Annotated in this window: 9 protein-coding genes; 8 read left to right on the top strand and 1 reads right to left on the bottom strand. The window is 53.2% G+C overall.

Annotated elements, in window-relative coordinates:
* The first annotated feature begins 108 nt into the window (after positions 1–108).
* From QZT94_RS00680 to QZT94_RS00665, 4 genes are read left to right on the top strand one after another with little or no spacing between them, the layout of a single operon-like run.
* Positions 109–684 (top strand): 2-oxoacid:acceptor oxidoreductase family protein, encoded by a 576-nt coding sequence (locus tag QZT94_RS00680; protein WP_072510498.1) that lies wholly within the window; start codon positions 109–111, stop codon positions 682–684.
* 1 nt (position 685) lies between these two features.
* Positions 686–1,951, top strand: coding sequence for a pyruvate ferredoxin oxidoreductase (gene porA, locus QZT94_RS00675; protein ID WP_072510499.1), 1,266 nt, complete (start codon positions 686–688; stop codon positions 1,949–1,951).
* 10 nt (positions 1,952–1,961) lie between these two features.
* The gene (locus tag QZT94_RS00670; RefSeq protein ID WP_296761245.1) at positions 1,962–3,218 is read left to right on the top strand and encodes a thiamine pyrophosphate-dependent enzyme; all 1,257 of its coding nucleotides are present in this window, start codon (positions 1,962–1,964) and stop codon (positions 3,216–3,218) included.
* Positions 3,219–4,877, top strand: a complete 1,659-nt coding sequence (locus QZT94_RS00665) for an NAD(P)-binding protein (RefSeq protein ID WP_072510500.1) — start codon at positions 3,219–3,221, stop codon at positions 4,875–4,877.
* Here QZT94_RS00665 and QZT94_RS00660 read toward each other — a convergent pair.
* A complete protein-coding gene (locus QZT94_RS00660; RefSeq protein ID WP_296761247.1) occupies positions 4,874–5,695 on the bottom strand; it encodes a hypothetical protein in 822 nt (273 codons plus the stop codon). The two genes, QZT94_RS00665 and QZT94_RS00660, sit on opposite strands and share 4 nt — an antisense overlap.
* Positions 5,696–5,792: 97 nt before the next feature.
* Here QZT94_RS00660 and QZT94_RS00655 point away from each other — a divergent pair, with 97 nt between their 5' ends.
* From QZT94_RS00655 to QZT94_RS00640, 4 genes are all read left to right on the top strand, one after another.
* The gene (locus QZT94_RS00655) at positions 5,793–6,440 is read left to right on the top strand and encodes a heme-binding beta-barrel domain-containing protein (protein ID WP_296761249.1); all 648 of its coding nucleotides are present in this window, start codon (positions 5,793–5,795) and stop codon (positions 6,438–6,440) included.
* Entirely contained in the window at positions 6,437–7,552 is a 1,116-nt protein-coding gene (locus tag QZT94_RS00650) for a folate-binding protein (RefSeq protein ID WP_296761250.1), read from the top strand. The genes QZT94_RS00655 and QZT94_RS00650 overlap by 4 nt, the downstream gene beginning before the upstream one ends.
* Before the next feature lie 10 nt (positions 7,553–7,562).
* Positions 7,563–8,009: a D-aminoacyl-tRNA deacylase gene (gene dtd / locus QZT94_RS00645; protein WP_296761252.1), complete on the top strand. Its 447-nt coding sequence runs from the start codon at positions 7,563–7,565 to the stop codon at positions 8,007–8,009.
* Between the two features lie 527 nt (positions 8,010–8,536).
* Entirely contained in the window at positions 8,537–18,160 is a 9,624-nt protein-coding gene (locus QZT94_RS00640) for a VaFE repeat-containing surface-anchored protein (RefSeq protein WP_296761253.1), read from the top strand.
* Positions 18,161–18,439: the final 279 nt, after the last annotated feature.

The raw sequence follows: 18,439 nt of genomic DNA, 5'->3' as shown, positions 1-18,439 counted from the left end.
AGGGAATCCCTGAACAGCGTTAATAAAAATGGACATTAAAAATGCTGGTAGCGCGAATTTAGAACAAAGGATACGAATTGTCTGGGACAGCAGTCCTAAGGTGAAAGTATGACTGAAGTTCGTATTCATGGCAGAGGCGGACAAGGGGTTGTGACCGCAGCCGACCTGATTGCCTACGCGGCATTCACCGATGGGCATCACGCACAGGCATTCCCCTCTTTTGGCTCTGAACGCACCGGTGCGCCGGTAGTTTCCTATTGCCGGATTGCAGATAAAGAAATTCGTACCCGCGAACCCGTTCAAGAACCAGACCTGGTAGTGGTGCAAGATGCCACCCTACTGGCGATTATGGACGTATTTTCGGGGCTTAAACCCGGTGGCTTCGCCCTAGTAAATTCGGCAAAAACCGCTCAGGAGCTGGGGATAGCGGAAGTGGTAGCTGCTCACCCCAAAGGGCACGTGGTGATGATTCCCGCAACTGATCTCGCTAAGAAGCACCTGGGTCGCCCGCTGCCGAACGCGGTAATGCTGGGGGGAGCCGCCGCCTTAACTGGGATGGTCAGGCTATCTAGCGTTACCCAGGCGATTCAAAACCGTTTCCACGGAAAAGTGGGGCAGGGCAACGTAGCAGCCGCGGTTGCTGCCTATGAAATGGTCAGCTCAATGAAAGAAGAGGGCAACTAACGTGCTAAAACAGATTGAAGGTTCGCAAGCAATCGCGCAATCGGTTGCCGCCTGTAGCCCCGAGGTAATCAGCGCCTACCCGATTAGCCCGCAAACCCATATCGTAGAGGCGCTATCTGCCCTGGTAAAAGCGGGCAAGATGGGCAGTGCGGAATATATTAACGTTGAATCCGAGTTCGCTGCCATGTCGGCGTGTATCGGGGCTTCGGCAGTGGGGGCGCGTACCTATACCGCTACCGCTTCGCAGGGGCTTCTCTACATGGTAGAGGCAGTTTATAACGCTGCCGGGCTGGGGTTGCCCATCGTAATGACGGTGGCTAACCGGGCGATTGGCGGTCCTATCAACATTTGGAATGACCATTCGGACACTATGAGTCAGCGGGAATCCGGCTGGCTGCAACTATTCGCCGAAAATAACCAGGAAGCCTCGGATCTGCACGTACAAGCGTTCAGGATCGCCGAAGAACTTTCGGTTCCCGTGATGGTCTGTATGGATGGCTTCATTTTGACCCACGCGGTCGAACAGGTAGATGTACCTGAAAAAGAGCAGGTAGAACAGTTCCTGCCTCCCTATAATCCCCGCGTCGTCCTCGACCCGGCAGACCCTATCACTATTGGGGCAATGGTGGGACCGGAAGCATTCACGGAAGTTAAATATCTCCAGCACGTAAAACAGCTGCAAGCTTTAGAGCTGATTCCGCAGGTACAAGCCGAATTTAAGCAGATATTTGGGCGCGATTCTGGTGGACTGGTTCGCCCCTACCGGATTGAGGACGCAGAAACCGTTATCGTGGCAATGGGCTCGGTGCTGGGCACGATTAAAGACGTGGTGGATCAGCGCCGCGACGCGGGCGAAAAAATCGGGGTGCTCGGGATTTGTTCTTTCCGTCCTTTCCCCTTTGAACAGGTTGCCCACTATCTTGGCGGTGCTAAACGCTTCATTTGCTTAGAGAAAGCCTTCAGCCTGGGTATCGGCGGAATTGTGGCTCCTCATTGCCGCTCTGCCCTTTCGATGGCCGGAAAATCGGTTCGCGACTACGAAGTGATTGCCGGCTTGGGCGGACGTAACATTACGGAGCGTTCCCTAAATCAAATGATTGACCAGGCACAAACTGACCAGCTTGAACATTTAACGTTCTTAGATTTAGATCGCGAACTGGTCGAAGCGGAACTTAAACGCGAACAATCTACTCGCCGTTCTGGCCCGGTCAGTGAAAACATTCAACGTCACGCCACTCAGCGCGCCAATGCGGCGCGCGGAATCTAGGAGGTTGGCAATGTCAGCAACTATGAGTGTTCCTCTTCCGACACCAAGTTTTCGTGAAAGCGCCGAAACCGCGATTCCAGCCCGCGAGAACGTAAAGTTTTACCAGGTGGGCTCCTATGCGGTGGGTAACCGCCTGGCAGAACTTGATTATCGTTCGGTGCAATCTGACCCGAACCGGGTTAATTCATTAACTTCCGGTCACCGCGCTTGCCAGGGGTGCGGGGAAGCCTTGGGGGCGCGTTACGCCCTCGATACCGCAATGGAAGCTGCTGGTCGCGACCTAGTAGCGGTTAATGCTACCGGCTGTTTGGAGGTTTTTTCTACTCCTTACCCGGAAACTGCTTGGACGATTCCCTGGGTACATTCCCTGTTTGGTAACGCTCCGGCGGTTGCTTCGGGGGCGGCGGCGGCGCTTCGCGCTAAAGGCAAGAAAACCCGAGTGGTTGCCCAGGGCGGTGATGGCGGCACTGTCGATATTGGTATGGGTTGCCTGTCGGGAATGTTTGAACGCAACGACGACGTTCTCTATATTTGCTATGACAATGGTGCCTATATGAACACTGGGGTGCAGCGCAGCGGGGCGACTCCGCCCGCGGCGCGGACTGCCACTACCCAGCCGGTTGGCGAAAAACCCGGAAACGTGTTTGGTCAGGGTAAAGATGTGCCGCGAATCGCCATGGCGCACGAGGTTCCCTATGTTGCTACCGCGACGGTCGCAGATTTGCGCGACCTGGAATATAAAGTACGTAAAGCTATGACTTTTAGCGGTTCGCGCTATATTCATGTGCTGGTTCCCTGCCCGCTAGGTTGGGGCGCGCCCTCTAACCTGACTATTCGCCTGGCGCGCCTAGCCACCCAATGTGGGCTTTTCCCGGTTTATGAGGCAGAGCATGGCGAGATTACCTCGGTAACTAAGCTGCGCCGCCCGGTGCCGGTTACTGAATATATGCGTCCTCAGCGCCGTTTCGCTCACGTGTTTAAGCCAGGTCAAGAGGATGTCCTACAAAGAATGCAGCAAATCGCTGACCGGAATATCCGTCGCTACGGTTTGATTGATCCTGATCAGCTTGATGAGGACGTTTTGGAACGTATTTTGGCGGCCGGGGAAGATCCCGAGGGCCGCTACACGAAACGAATTATCGAGGAAGCGTCAAAAGCTAAACGTACCCAAAGTGATGTTTTAGCGGCGCAACCTGCTTCGGGGGAAACTTCGGCTTCTGCAATGCGCCATCTCGCCGCTAATGCGGACGTAAAGGGGGAAAACTAAATGACTGCGACTGAGCTGCCTACACCTAGAGTTCGGGCTGAGGAGAGCGCTCCTTGGGCGGTGACTTTGAATGTGGGGTCTTCGCTGGCGAACGAAACTGGTTCTTGGCGTACTGAACGTCCGGTTTATGTGCATATGCTTCCTCCTTGTAATAAGGCGTGTCCGGCGGGCGAAAACGTCCAGGCTTGGCTTTACCATGCCGAGGAGGGCGATTACGAGGCCGCTTGGCGCGAAATCATGGTAAATAACCCACTACCGGCAACTATGGGACGGGTGTGTTATCACCCTTGCCAGACTGCCTGTAATCGAGGTCAGGTTGATGAAGCGGTAGGGATTAACGCGATTGAGCGTTTCCTGGGCGATAAAGCCATTGAACAGGGCTGGAATGTTAGCGTTGATGCTGCTCCCAGCGGTAAACACGTACTGGTAGTGGGGGCAGGACCTTCGGGGCTTTCTGCTGCCTATCATCTGCGCCGTCTAGGTCACGAGGTCACGGTTAAAGATGCCGGTCCGATGGCGGGCGGAATGATGCGTTTCGGGATTCCGAAATATCGTCTGCCCCGCGAGGTGCTCGATGCCGAGATTAAACGCATCGAGGATTTGGGGGTGCGTTTCGAGTTCAACTCTAAGGTTGAAAACGTTGATGACGTGACCGATGATTTTGATGCCGTATTTTTGGCAGTCGGTGCCCATATTGGGCGTCACGCAGATATTCCTGCTGGTGGCTCTGCGAAAGTTATGGACGCGGTTCAGCTGCTTGCCGATATGGAGGGCGAGGACAAGCCGATGCTAGGGCGGCGGGTTGTTATCTATGGCGGGGGTAATACCGCTATTGATGCTGCCCGCACCGCCAAACGTCTGGGCGCGGAAGAAGCGGTGATTGTGTATCGCCGTAACCGTGACCGGATGCCTGCCCACGATTCTGAGGTTACAGAGGCCGAGGAAGAGGGGATTATGATGCGCTGGCTTTCCACTATCAAACATATTGATGGCGGCAAACTTACGGTCGAAAAGATGGAACTGGACGAGAACGGTTTCCCTCAACCGACCGGCGAATTTGAAGAACTCGGCGCTGACTCGGTGGTGATGGCGCTAGGTCAGGAATCTGATTTAGGTTTGGTTGAGCGCGCCCGCGATATTGAAATCGAAAAGGGGGTCGTTCAGGTCGATGGTCAAATGATGACCGGTCGCCGCGGCGTGTTTGCTGGTGGGGACATGGTTCCTTCGGAGCGTACCGTTACAGTGGCGATTGGCCACGGCAAGAAAGCTGCCCGCTATATTGACGCTTTCCTGCACGGCACCGAGTACCACAAGCCTCCGGTTACTGGGGACGCTACCTATGATCGCCTTACTAACTGGTATTACGCAGATGCTCCGCACCGGGTACGCGCCAAGATTGAGTCTGCCCGCCGGTCTTCTACTTTTGACGAGGTAGTGCAGGGATTAGATCAGGATTCTGCCCTATTCGAGGCGCGGCGTTGTATGTCTTGTGGCAACTGTTTCGGTTGCGATAACTGTTTCGGGGTATGCCCGGATAACGCTATCAAGAAGATTAAGCCCGGCGAATACGAGTTCAAGTATGACTATTGCAAGGGTTGCGGTATTTGTGTCGAGGAATGTCCTTGCGGTTCCATCATGATGGTTCCAGAGGAAAACTAGCCGGTGATTAGGCGCGCTAGCGAGTAAATCGGAACCGATATAAACAGGGTAGGCAGCAGGGCGAGGGCTAATTGTCGCCAGCGATAGTTTTTACCTGCGGGTACGACAAACAGTACGTTTATGCAGCCAACCAGCAGCCCGGAGCCGAATCCTATCCCCAGGGTGGTTGCCCAGATTGCCAGGGAGGGGTTGCGGTTGGCGAAGGGGATTGCCAGTGCCAGGTCTGAATATCCGTATAGCACAAAATAGGTGAGTATCCCGGCAGCGATTACCCCTGCCAGGATGCAATATAGCCAGCGAATCCAGGCATGTTTGGTGGGCAGCGCGAGCGTCAGGCACGCTAGCCCCATGGCTGGTAGCGCCGCCATAGCCAGGAGGTTCATAGTGGGGTAGGCGGTGGATAGTCCCCAGGCGGAACCGGCTGCTACCAGGGCACATCCGGTGACTGTGCTGGATAGTGACCAGGTTGTTAGGGGACGGTGTTTACCGCGGGTCATTTCGGCGATAAAGGCTGCGAATACACACCAGGAGAGCACCAGAGGCACCCAGGTGAGATTGGAGGTTAAAAAGGCCGTTAGGAGGCAACCGATTCCGCTTAATCCCACTACGATGGCGGTGCGTGGGGGGCTGGGGGCTTGAGAAAGGCTGCCCCAACTTATCGCGACCAGTACGGTTACTGTCCCGGCAACTATTACCAGCACGTAGGGGTTCCAGTTCAGGAATAGCAACATAGCTAGAGGCGGGAGCGCCGCTAACAGGGCGACCCACCAGGGGCGGGCAGCTATGGGGGAAGGAGAGTGTTTTAGGTTGGCTGCCATATCTTCCATGTTCTTGATGTTCTCACGGGTTTTGCTCTACGCCCAATTAGTTGTGCCTATTGGATAGCTTTTCATCTACTCTACTAGGCTGTTGTTTATGATGGATTTACCTTTGGGACTGGCGAAGGAATTGATTCCTTTGGCATGGCTTTTGGGTTCTTGGCGGGGCTGGGGTACGGCTCGTTTGTGGAAGAACCTGGAAGATGCTGATGATGAGCGCCAGGAATGTTTTATTTGGCAGGAGACTTCTTTCCGCGCTACTGGCACTTCGCTGCAGCAGGTAACGCTAACGTGGGGTGCACAGGCATTGGGGCAAGAGCCTGATATGCGCGCTGATGCGGCGACGGGGCTTTCTCAGTTACGTCGGGGTGCTTTGCTGTGGCGGGAGGATACTGCCTGGCAGGTGAGGGCGTCGGCGGTTGCTGATAGTGAACAGGAGGCGAGGGCGCGCTGCCGCTTGGATAGTAATGGCGGCCCGTTTACCAGCGAGGTTTCTTGGGAAGCGGTTTCGATGGGGCCTCGGGTTATGGTTTCTTCGCTTAGCGCCCCTAATCCTTTTGAAAAGTTTTCGCGAATGATGGGGCTGGTTTCTTCAGAGCTGTTTTGGGCGCAAGACTCGGTGCTGTTGGACGGAAAGAGCGAGTCTGATTTTTCGGCACGCTTGCTACGTATTCCCGCTGGCGAGGAAACTTTGAATGCTCCGGGGGTGCGCTCGCTTCCGATGCGAGAGGAGGGTTTGCAGTGACTTTTGTTGATAACCAGGTGGCTTTACTCTCGGGGCTTGGGGTTTGTGAGACTGGTTTGGAAGTTTTGACGATTTCAGGCCCGGATGCCCCCTCGTGGCTTACTACTTTGTCTTCGCAAAAAGTTGCGGATATGCCTGCCGGTGAGAGCCGTGAAATGCTGTTTTTAGATGCGACAGGTCATGTTAGCCATACTGCCGGAATTGTTTGGGCAGGTGAGGTGGCTTGGCTATTTTCTGCTGATGCGCCCGGCTTGGCGGCGTTTTTGGAGTCGATGAAGTTCCACTCGCGGGTGGAGGTTAAGCTGCGTTCTGATTTGTTAGTTTGGGGGTTTTTTGCCCCCAGCGCTGCCCGAGAGGTGTTGGCGGAGTTTGGGCCTATCTGGGCTGACCCTTGGCCGGGGGTTACTGCGGGTGGCACTGCCTATTCTCCTCGCGATTTGGTTCATCCCGGCGAAAGCTATGCTGCGTATTTAGGGGTGGTTCCTCGCGCCCAGTTGCCGCAGGTACGTGCCCGTTTGAATTCGGTTTGGGCTGATTGTTCTTGGCCGGTGGAAACTGAGGATGGCTATAGTTTGTCGGCTCCGGTTTTTGCTGAGGTTTCTGATTGGGATGCTTTGCGGATTGCGGCGTGGCGTCCTTATGGTCGTGATATTGATAAGCGTACTTTGCCGCACGAGTTGGATTGGCTGCGCACGGCGGTACATCTTAATAAGGGATGCTACTGCGGGCAGGAGACGGTGGCACGAATCGTTAATTTGGGTCGCCCGCCGCGTCGCGCCGTGTTTTTGCAGCTTGATGGGGCGCTTTCACAGTTGCCTCCTCCTGGGGCGGAGCTGTTTTCTGCTGATGGCCGGGTGGGTAGTGTGCTTTGCTGCGCTAATCATTTTGAGGACGGCCCGATTGCTTTGGGTTTGGTTAAGCGCGCGGCTCCTCTGGGGCAGTTAAGTGTTTCGTGGCGAGCCGGGGACGAGGAGTTTTCTTTACCGGCTTTGCAACGCCTGATTGTGGATTCTTCTGGGGTTTCTTGGCGCGGGCAGGTGAGTGTTGATCGCAAAGGCTTTTTTGATTTGAAACCGCCCTCTGCTGCACGTTCTTTGAATATCGGTGGATAGGTAGGGTTTTATGCGCTCTCTAGTTCAACGGGTTTCATCGGCAAAGGTCTCCGTAGCGGGGGAGGTAGTCGGCCGTCTTGACCGCCCAGGACTGTTGGTGTTTGTGGGGGTTACCCCCGGTGATGGGCAGGCTGAGATTGATTGGATGGTGCGCCGTCTGCTTAATCAACAGGTTTTTGAGGACGGATCGTCAGTTTTCAGCGCGGGCGCGCCTTTGTTGGTGGTTTCGCAGTTTACTTTGTATGGCTCGGTTCGTAAGGGGCGCCATCCCTCGTGGACTCATGCTGCGCCGGGTGAGGTGGCCCGTCCTATTTTTGAGAAACTGGTTGCGGATTTGCGCGCTGGGGGCGCACAGGTTCAGACCGGGCTTTTTGGGGCTATGATGCAGGTTTCCCTGGTTAATGAGGGGCCTTTCACTTTGTGGCTGGCAAAGGAGCCAGCGGGCTTTCCGTTGTGAGTTGCTCCTTTTATTCGTGAGTCGCCCTGCCAGTTGGCGCGGTAGCCGGTGGTGGCTAAGGAAACGGTCGCGCTATAGCTGAGTGCTTTAGTTGGGTTCGGGGGTATAGGGGTTGTTTCAGTGGCTGGCGGCGAATCCAGACCGGACGCTCTAATGGGTTTTTAATTGTTAGGGGCGTTGTGGAGGGTGTTTTCCCTGTGAATCTATGCACGTTTTATGGCTCTTTGTCAGCAAAGAATCGCGAAACCCGCTGCTATTAGCGACTTAAAATCTAAAGATTGGCGAAGTAAATGGCGAAGAACTCCCTAAATGCTATTGCGTTTCTGCATGAAAATCTAGTAATATGGTACTTGCATATAAAATATATTAACTGTACTCAGACAAGTTAATAGTGTTCCTGTCGGCATTAACAACAGGTCAGGTCCCTCCAGACGGGCATTTGGGCATGACATAACCCAGACGAACGTCTCCTCAGGACTTGTTGGTGGAGATGCCGATCCCTCCTTCTAGTAGACACAGGATGAATAATGATTAACAGTCAAACTGCGAAGTTGTTGCGGCGCTGGATTGTTGCAGGTTTAGCTGCCGCTTTAGCTCTGGTCTGGACTATCACCACCTTGGTAGCCCCCTCCCAGGCCGCCTCCGACCAGACCTACAATATTTCCGATACCTTTAGCGGAACCAGTTCTCAACAGTCAGTTTCCTTTAATATGGCTGGCGGTTGGAATAAACCGGGTGCGATATTGAACCCGACCGTAGATACCTGGAGTCCGCAGTGGCAGTCGTATGAAGATTACGCAGCGCAAAATAATCGCAGTCAGGCATTCAAAGACGCTGTGGCTCGTAACTACGTAGATAACGAAAACGCTGTATCTACTTACCAAAGGTATTTTGCGATTGAGTCCTACCCAGCAGCAGCTCATAGCCCGATTATTGGTGGTGTCTTCTGCGCCGATCCGCAAGTGATAACAAGCGCGGATTACCACACGGGAAATTCGAGCGACCTCCAGAAGAAAGCAAATAATCTGGAGATGACCCTTGACCCCAACCGAGCCATTTCAAATCATCTTGGAAAAAATAAGAACTCCGCTTTCCAGATGAGTAGCGACAAACAGAAGCAGATGCAGGTACTGGCCTATCTCTACCAAGGTGGAGACCCTCGTCTGGAATACGTAAAAGCGGATAAATCAGTAGCCGCTCAGGAATTTATACGGCAGAATCAGGAAGTATTCGACGCCTACAACACGGCAATGGCGCAGTTTGCGGGTAAGACTGTCCCACAGAAAAATGGTATGGCTCAGGTGATTGCGTGGTACATCACCAAAGGACAGTGGTGGCAGCTTGATGACCCCAATCTTAATGCAGCGGCATGGACTGCCTATAACAATATCGTTAAATTAGCTGGTCAGCCTCTAAAGCTCTGGGAAGCTTACCAGGCGTTAAAGAAGAATCAAAACATCAAAGACAAGCAAGAATACGAGAAAGCACTAGCAGAGTGGAAGAAAGCCACCCAAAAAGCTATCGCCGAACAAGACGCTCTTTATAAAACTAACTCTGAGCTTCTTAGTTCGCTGAAAATCGCGGTTTACCGCGCGAATGATAAGCAATTTAGAGTGCAGCTAACAGGTTCATCACAGGCAGCTGCTATGCTTGAGAAGTACGGCAAGGTTACCTTGACCGGTACTAACGTAAAGATTCCTAAGAACGTAACCATTGCGCAGCTAAGCGAAGGCATCCTGGTGGATGCGGAAGTACCAGCCGGCACTGCTTGCGGAAGCAAAGTTGGTGCCTCCCTTACCGCGGAATTTAGCGGCGATATGGAAATGTCAGCTGTTTATGTGTTTAGCAAAGGAACTGAGAAGTTTCAGCGTCAAGTAATCCTGAACAAATACAGAATTCACGTCTCTGGAAACTCTACGCATAGCTTCGATTTCGAGACTACCTGCCCGGTGGCTCCGGATCCTAGCATCGGCACTACTTTAGAGGGTACTGATGGCGCTAAAGCAATCGATACCGCGGGTAAAGCCAATACTGACACGGTCACCCTCACCGACAAGGTAGCCTTTAAGAATCTTAAAGGCGGACAAAATTACGTCATTAAAGGCGAACTGGTAGACGGTGACGGCAACAGCGTAGGCGTAACCGCCGTCTCTGACCCCTTTGACCCCAAAGCGTCCGGGGCAAGCGACAACGGCAATGGCTACTATTCCGGAACCATCAACATCAAGTTCCAAGTACCAGTAGCTAAAATCCGCGAAAATGCGAAACTGGTAGCATTTGAGACCCTCTATCAAGGCACCAACCCTGACACCGGGACCAAAGTTACCGAACACAAAGACAAGACCGACGAAAACCAGACCGTCACCGAAAAACCCCGCATCGGGACCAGTGCCCAGGCACAAGGCGAATCCACCGATAACGGTAAAGTAGCCGTACCCGAAGAAGGTAAAGACGTCCTCATCAAAGACACGGTTACCTGGAACAAGCTGAACCCCGGAACCTACACCCTCAGCGGACAGCTGATGAAGAAAGTAGGAAACCAGGTAACCCCGGTAGAGGGCACTAAAGCGGCTAAAAACTTCACGGTAAACACCGGAGAGCTAAAAGGCGTCCAAGAACTAACGTTCACCCTGCCTGCTAAGCAAATCGAAGCAGGTGCCTCCTATGTGGTGTACGAAAAAGTATTTAAAGGTGCTGACAACACTGCTGGAATCCTCGTGGCATCCCACGAAGACCCCAACGACAAGGGACAGACAGTAACCGTTAATCCCAAACAGCACAAGCTACCTACCATTAAAACCAAAGCGTGGGTACGTGACGACGGTAACACCCTGATTTCCAGCGTTGAAGCAAACGGCAAAGACTTCAAAGTCAAAGACCAAATCGAATACCAAAACCTGAAAGCCGGAACCTACACCGCTTTCGCCACCCTGGTAAACAAAGACAACCCGAAAGACATAATCGCTAACGGACGTCAAGTATTCACCAACGGCACCGAAAACGGAAGCACCCTGGTAGAACTCACCGTACCCGGTTCCAAAGTAAAAGCCGACGGCAAATACGTAGTATTCGAACGCATCTACCAAGGCGAGCAAAGCACCGAGCCGAGTGGCGACCCCTACGCGAAACACGAAGAAATCACCGATGGCTCCCAAACCATCACCGTAACCCCCAAGAACCCGGTACCTGCCGAGTTCAAGATCGTTAAAAAGACCGTCGGTGGCAACACCGATAGCGATCGGGTATTCGACTTCGATGTAAGCTGCGACGGATTCAAGACCACCGCCACCGTGCTAGTGCGTAAAGGCACAACCCAAGGAGAAACCAAAGTCTCCAGCCCCGCACTCACCAGCGGCATGAGCTGCCAGGTAAGTGAAAAAGCAGTAACCGACACCCTGAACACGGTAAAAGTGAAATTCACTGGCACCGAAACCAGCAGTGACGGTACCGTAGCGCGGTTTAACCTCACCGAGGACAACGCTAAGACCGTAGTGGTGACGGCCACCAACACTTACACTCCGAAAGAAGCAAAATTCACCGTTCGTAAGAACGTAGAAGCAGCCGGAGTAACCCACTTCAATGTGCCAAACTCTTTCGACTTCTCCTACAAGTGTGACGGTGACTCCACCTGGAACGCTATACCTAGCTTGAAAGCAGGAGAAACCTCTGCGGCAATCAAAGTAAAGCCCGGCGTAACCTGCCAGATTAAAGAAAACAGCGCCACCCCGGATAACCTAAACCGGCAGCTCCAATGGCAAGGCGCCCAAAGCGAAGCCGCAGGAATAGCAACCTTCAAGGCAGAAGCTGCCAACCAGCTCGCCCTCGTCGCCACCAACACCTACACCGAGAAGACCGGGCAACTGGAAATCTCCAAGCAGGTAGTAGACGGAACCGCTGGCGCCGGCACCATTCCGCGCACATTTGAAATGAAATACATCTGTGCTACCGGACAGAAGGCCGAAAGCGTAACCAAGAAGCTAACCTCCATTAGCGTAAACAAAGGTGAAACCAAGAAGATTACTGGTATTCCAGTAGGTTCACAGTGTGCAGTCTACGAAGATACCACCGGTATCAACGTACCCAACACCACTTTGACCACCACCTTTAATGGTCAAGCACCTCAGCAGGTAACCATCGGGGGACACGTTCTGCATAACGCAGCACTGTCCACCCCGATTAAAGCTGGCGAAAGCCAAAAAGCCACCATCAACGTAGAAAACAAATACGTAAACCAAAAAGTTGGCGGCTTTGAGGTAGAGAAACTCGTCTCCGGAGTAGTAGATCCCGGCACCGTCCTCAAAGACGTCGCCTTCGACTTCGGATACTCCTGCCAGATTCCCGGCAACGCTAACGCGGTTAAAGGCAGCTTCAAGCTCAAGCACGGTCAAACCTTCACCAGCGCTGACCCTGCCAACCCGCAGCTAAACAACCTGCCCGTAAACACAGTATGTAAAGTATGGGAAGAAACCCCCAAATCCAGCGAAAACGCTGACTATGTAGGTTCCAGTTTGCAGGCAAGTGCCACCAACGGTGCGGAAGTAACCGGAACTGATGGGAAACTTGAACTGACCATCAAGCTGAATAAAGCCGCTGCTAAAGCTAAGATTTTGGCGACCAACAATTACAGCCAGCAGCTCGGCGGATTCACCTTAAAGAAAGAAGTTCAGGGCAGCGCCGACAAGGCACTAAATATCCAGTCCTACAAGTTCAAACTAACCTACAAGGACGGCTCCAACACCCAAGAGATTGAAAAAGCAATCACCCCCGGTGGTTCCTACTCTGCCTGGGGTCTGCCCCTCGGTAGCCAAGTACAGGTAGAAGAACTCGGAGCTATCGACAACAACGGCAAGTTTATCCCGTTCAACGAGCTATCCACCGCCCAGGTAAACCACTCCCTCAGCTGGAATGGAACCCGCGATGATAACTCCACTGCCGCCACCAACAGCTTCACCATCAATAAAGCGATGACCGAAGCCCAGTGGAAAGAAAACGGTAAACAAGCCAACCTGGTAGTTAAAGCCACCAACGTCTACAAGCAGATTGAACAAAAAGGCACTTTCTCCGTGCAGAAGACCACGGTTAAAGTAGCCGGTGAAAGCGCCGCTAAGGTAAAGGACTTACCTGCCAGCTACAACTTCACCTACAACTGTGAAGGCACTCAAGGCAACATCAACAATGTAAAGCCCGGTGGAGAACCAGTAGTAGCGCCCGCACAATTCAAAGCGGGAACCGTCTGCACCCTAACCGAGCAGCAGATTCTACCTGCCGGAACCAACGGTCAAACCGTTAGCTGGACAGTAGACGGTAAAGGCGCTGGAGTCGGCTCAGCCTCCGGACAAAGCGTAACCTTCACCATCGGTGCAGACGCTAAAACCCCGGTAAAGGTACAGGCAGCCAACGAATACCAGACCCCCGATAGACCCCGGATTGCTACCGAGCTTAAAGGCGAAGGACGCAATGGGAATATCGACTTGGTTCAGGAAGCTGACTACACCTACACCTTGACCGATAAGATTAGTTACTGGAACCTGCAAGTCGGCAAGACCTACAAGTTCTCCGGTGAGCTAGTTGTGCCCAACGCTGACAAGACCAGCGCCACCGGCACCGGTATTAAAGCCGAAAAGGAAGTTACCATTACCAGCCCCAACGGCGTAGTGGAACTGCCGTTCAAGCTAACCCAGGCGCAAGTACTCAAATACTCAACCCTGGTAGCCTTCGAACAGCTTGACCTGAAAGTAGACGGCGGATTCGAACCGGTCACCGACCACAAAGATCCGAAAGACGAAAACCAGACCAAGCATGTGAACCCCTGGATAGCCACCGTGCTAACCGACGAGGCGAAGAACAAGCAGATTGACACCACCGGAAAAGCCGATAGCGATATCGTAAACCTGGTAGACGTGGTTAAATACCACAACCTGGAAGCAGGAAAGACCTATCACCTCACCGGAAAACTGGTAGACGGTAAAGGGAACCCGATTGGTGTAGACGCAACCTCTGAGCCGTTCACCGTGCCCGGAGAAGCCGGAACCCGCCAGTCAGGCGAAGTCCAGATGACCTTCAAAGTCACCGTGGCTCAAATCCGTCAAAACGCCAAACTGGTAGCCTTTGAGTACCTTCGTGACGGGAAACCGAACAACCCCGGTGATGGAACAGTAGTCACCAAGCACGAAGATCCTAAAGATGAAAACCAGACCGTAAACGAAGGTCCACGCGCCGGAACCACCGCAACCAACACTGCGGGAACCAAAGTATTCGACGCTAAGACCCCGGCCAAAGTGCTAGACCGCGTAACCTGGTCGAAACTACCTGCCGGAAACTACGTACTGGTCGGCACGCTGATGGACAAAGGAACCAACCAGGCAGTACCGAACGTTACCGCCCCGGTAGTGAAGTTCACGGTAGCACCTGACCAGCTGAGCGGCGTCCTAGAAATGACCTTCCAGATACCCGCCGAGCAGGTCAAAGCCAAGTCGCAGTTCGTAGCGTTTGAAAAGATTTACCGTCAAGGAGACGTTGACGATAACGGCAAAGTTATCGGCGACAAGACCCCGGTAGTAGAACACTCCGATTTGAACGATGCGGATCAGACCGTAACCATCGGTGAAGAACCGCAAAGCCCGGTAACTCCGAAACTATCCCTAGAAAAGGTAGTCAGAAGCGAAGGACTAGAGATTCCTGCCTCCAAAGAGTTCAACTTCACCATGAAGTGCTCCAACCCGGCAGACGGAACTACCAAAGAACATCACTACTCTGTGACCGCAGGAACTCCGGTAGCACTCCACTACATTAAAGGCGCAAACTGTACTCTGACCGAGGACAAAGCTGCCGCTAAAGTAGCAGGAATCGCTCCCACCAAGACCGAGTTCACCGCGAACTCACCGAAAGTAGGGTTAATCAGTTCGGAAAACACCGCATCATTCAAGATGCCGGCAGAAGAACTCACCGAAGTGAATATCAAGTTCACCGCGACCAACACCTACCCGGTACCCGAAAAGCCGACCGTAGCGACCTCCGCCAAGGATGCCGCCGGCACCAAGGGAATGTATGGGCAAACCAAGGACGCTAACCAGGTTTACGCCGGAAGCTCCGCCGAGATTATTGATGAAGTTTCCTGGGCAAACCTCTTGCCTGGTGACTACGTACTCATCGGTAAACTCATGGACAAGGCAACCGGAAACCCGGTAACCTCCTACAGCTCCGCTCCGGTTAAGTTCACGGTTAAAGAGGGCGAAAAGAACGGTAAACAGGACATCAAGTTCACGGTTACCGGTGACTCGCTGAAAGCCAACAACTCCTACGTGGTATTCGAATATGTTTACCGTGCAGGAGACGTCAACGGGGTAACCCCGAACCAGGACGCGAAAGTAGTTGCCAGTCACGAGGACATTAAAGACAGTGACCAAACCGTTCAGGCAATCACTCCTCCGTCTCCACCCGCAGCGAAAGTGAAAGTAAAGAAGACGGTAGAGGCTACTGGCATGAGCGTAGCTGGAAACCGCGCCTACTACTTCACCATTACCTGCCATGACAAGGATGGTAAAGAGGCTGGAACCAGTACCCTACTGGTACGCCCCGACGCTCCTACCGAGGTAAACGGACTACGTACCGGTTACGTATGCTCCATTACCGAAGATTTGCGCAACGCCATCGAGCAAGAGGTAACCCCCTCAGTTTCGCTAACCAGCGGAACCGCAGGATTCAGCGTGCAGCAAGACTCCACCGCAGGGTCGGCACACTTCACAGTACCGGCAGCAACCGAACAGGTTCCGGAAGTACTGGTGAACGTGACCAACACCTACAACAAGATGGGAAAACCGGAACTGCAAACCAACGCGGTAACCGATAACGGTACTCAATCAGTACAGGCCGGAACCGCGACCACGGTAACCGACACCGTTACCTGGAAGAACCTGCCAGAAGGCAAGTACCTGCTGACCGGTAACCTCATGCACATCAGTGGAAACAACGCTGCTCCGGTAGCGGGAGTAACCAACGAACCAGTGGTAGTTGAAATCACCAAGGACAACTCCTTGGCAGGTAGCACCACCATGAAGTTCAAAGTTCCCGCAAACGCGATCAGTCAAGCTGGCAAGTACGTGGTATACGAATACCTGTACAAGTTGGAGGACACTGATGGCACTAAACCGAAGCCGAATACCTCCGCTGTGGTTTCCCACAACGACCCCAGTGACGATAATCAGACAGTGACCGTTACCGAGGCGCCCTCGGTAAGCACCACTGCGACCACTGACGGGGTAAACGATAAGGAAATCCAAAAAGGGAAAGCTGCGGTCGTAACCGATACCGTAAACTGGAAGCATCTAGCAGCCGGTGAATACATCGCCCTAGGTGAACTGGTAGACCAAAAAGGTAACCCGGTAGCGGGCGCAACCACTAAAGCGGTAGCGTTCACTGTAAACCAGGGAGAAGATGCCGGAAGCGTAGTTACTAAGTTCCAGGTACCGGCATCGGCAACCACCAATGCCGGAACCAAGTTCGTAGTATTCGAGCGAATCTACCGTGCCAGTGACGTTGATTCCAAGACCGGAAGGCCTGCCGACAACGCTAAGCCGGTGGTATCCGAACTTGACCTCAACTCGGCCAACCAGACCGTGACAGTCGTAGAAAAGCCGCAAGGTCCGCCTGCGATTACCTTCACCAAGGTGACCGAAAAAGCCATGGCTGGGGAAGTACCTGACCAAGACCGCAAGTTCAAGTTCACCATCAGCTGCGACAAGAACTTCGGGGGCGCCTTCGAGTTCGAAATGCCCGCGGGAGTATCAGCTTCCCTACCTGGAGGTAAGCAGCTACAGAGCGGAACAGTATGTACCCTCACCGAGATGCTGACCGATGAAGCGAATCCGGACGGAATCCTTCCGAGCGCGATTAGCTTCAGCTCCTCCAATCCGGCAATGACGGTCTCGAAGATAAACAACCAGACAGCCCAGTTCACGGTACCTAACGTAGATACTGATGTGATTCCGGAAATCCAAATCACTATTAGGAACGTCTACAGCAAGGAATACCCGACGCTCGGAACGGTTGCGCGCGACAATGCCGACCAAGACAAGGTAGTAAACGTTAAGAAAGGCGAACCCGCCCAAGTTCAAGACGTTGCCACCTGGAAGAACCTGCCTGCTGGTGACTACACCATGATTGGTACGCTGATGGACAAACTAACCGGCAAGCCAGTTATCGGTGCTAACACCCCTGCAGTAAACTTCACTGTCAAGAAAGGTGAAAAGACCGGGACAGTTACTGCCCTATTCACCGTGCCCGCCGAAAACGTCTCTACCAAGGCAAGCTGGGTAGTATTTGAAAAAGTCTACAAAGCTGGCGACGTAACCGACGGCAAGGTGAAAGATGGAGCCAACCCGGTTGTTGATCACGCGAATATCGAGGACGCGGATCAGACCGTCAGCGTAACTCCACCTCCTGCCGGACCGGAACCCAAGACTCCTGAAATCGCTACCGTTGCGAAGAATGGAACCACCTACACAGATGGAACCAAAGATTCCAACCTAGGCAAACAGGTTCTAACCGCCGGTCAAGATGCAATCGTCGTAGACACCGTTAAGTGGAGCAACCTGGAACCGGGTGAATACACCATCACCGGTACCCTGATGGATAAAGCCACTAAAGCGCCTGTAACCTACCTAGACAAGGACGGAAAGCAGCAAAACGGGGCAGAAGCCACCAAGGGTTCATTCACCGTGAAGAAAGATGAAACCAGTGGGGAAGCCAAAGTCTACTTCCGGGTGAAAGGTCAAGCGATTCAAGCTAATAACCAATATGTGGTGTACGAGGATCTATACAAGACCGCAGACACCACCGATGGTAAACCCAACCCGGGTGCGGAAATCGTTGCCAAACACCATGACATTAACGATGCGGCACAAACCCTGAGCGTAGATAACCCCACGCCAGGAACTCCGCCAGAGACACCTAAGACCCCGAACACTCCAGGAACTACACCACCTCCGAATCCGGGCACCACACCGCCCCCATTCCCGCGGGTAGTTCGCACCATCCTAGCCAAGACTGGTTCAACTACCGGAATCATGGTTATGACTGGTGTTCTGGCAATGGTAGCCGGAGTTGGATTAGTGCTAATCCGCCGCTACCAGCGTGAAGAACTCGAGGACTAGGAAACTAAACATAAATGAATAACTAGAAGGACCTTGGGGTCGGAAGATAATCTTCCGACCCCAAGTGCTATATAGCCGCCCTCCCTTTCGGGGGTTGTAATCTGCGTGTTAAAAAGTGGGTCTGGCTCGGTAAAAGCACTCCGGGGACCCCGTGACCTGCTTCGCAGGTCAAGCCCCTCTCGTATCTTTTACCGGCCGCGACCCTGGTGTTTTGCCAGAAAATCGTTCTCTGGTTAACGTTTCTGCCGCTTTATTCCACCCGAAAGGGAGCGCGGGGGA

This window comes from Varibaculum sp. (assembly GCF_008661855.1).
Classification (GTDB): Bacteria; Actinomycetota; Actinomycetes; order Actinomycetales; family Actinomycetaceae; genus Varibaculum; species Varibaculum timonense_A.
The sequence above is the reverse complement of the archived record's forward strand: the minus strand, read 5'-3'. Positions and strand labels throughout refer to the sequence as shown.

Coding starts and splice junctions, on each gene's coding strand:
- QZT94_RS00680 (WP_072510498.1), top strand. CDS start 109: ATGACTGAAGTTCGTATTCATGGCAGAGGCGGACAAGGGGTTGTGACC.
- QZT94_RS00670 (WP_296761245.1), top strand. CDS start 1,962: ATGTCAGCAACTATGAGTGTTCCTCTTCCGACACCAAGTTTTCGTGAA.
- QZT94_RS00665 (WP_072510500.1), top strand. CDS start 3,219: ATGACTGCGACTGAGCTGCCTACACCTAGAGTTCGGGCTGAGGAGAGC.
- QZT94_RS00660 (WP_296761247.1), bottom strand. CDS start 5,695: ATGGCAGCCAACCTAAAACACTCTCCTTCCCCCATAGCTGCCCGCCCC.
- QZT94_RS00655 (WP_296761249.1), top strand. CDS start 5,793: ATGATGGATTTACCTTTGGGACTGGCGAAGGAATTGATTCCTTTGGCA.
- dtd (WP_296761252.1), top strand. CDS start 7,563: ATGCGCTCTCTAGTTCAACGGGTTTCATCGGCAAAGGTCTCCGTAGCG.
- QZT94_RS00640 (WP_296761253.1), top strand. CDS start 8,537: ATGATTAACAGTCAAACTGCGAAGTTGTTGCGGCGCTGGATTGTTGCA.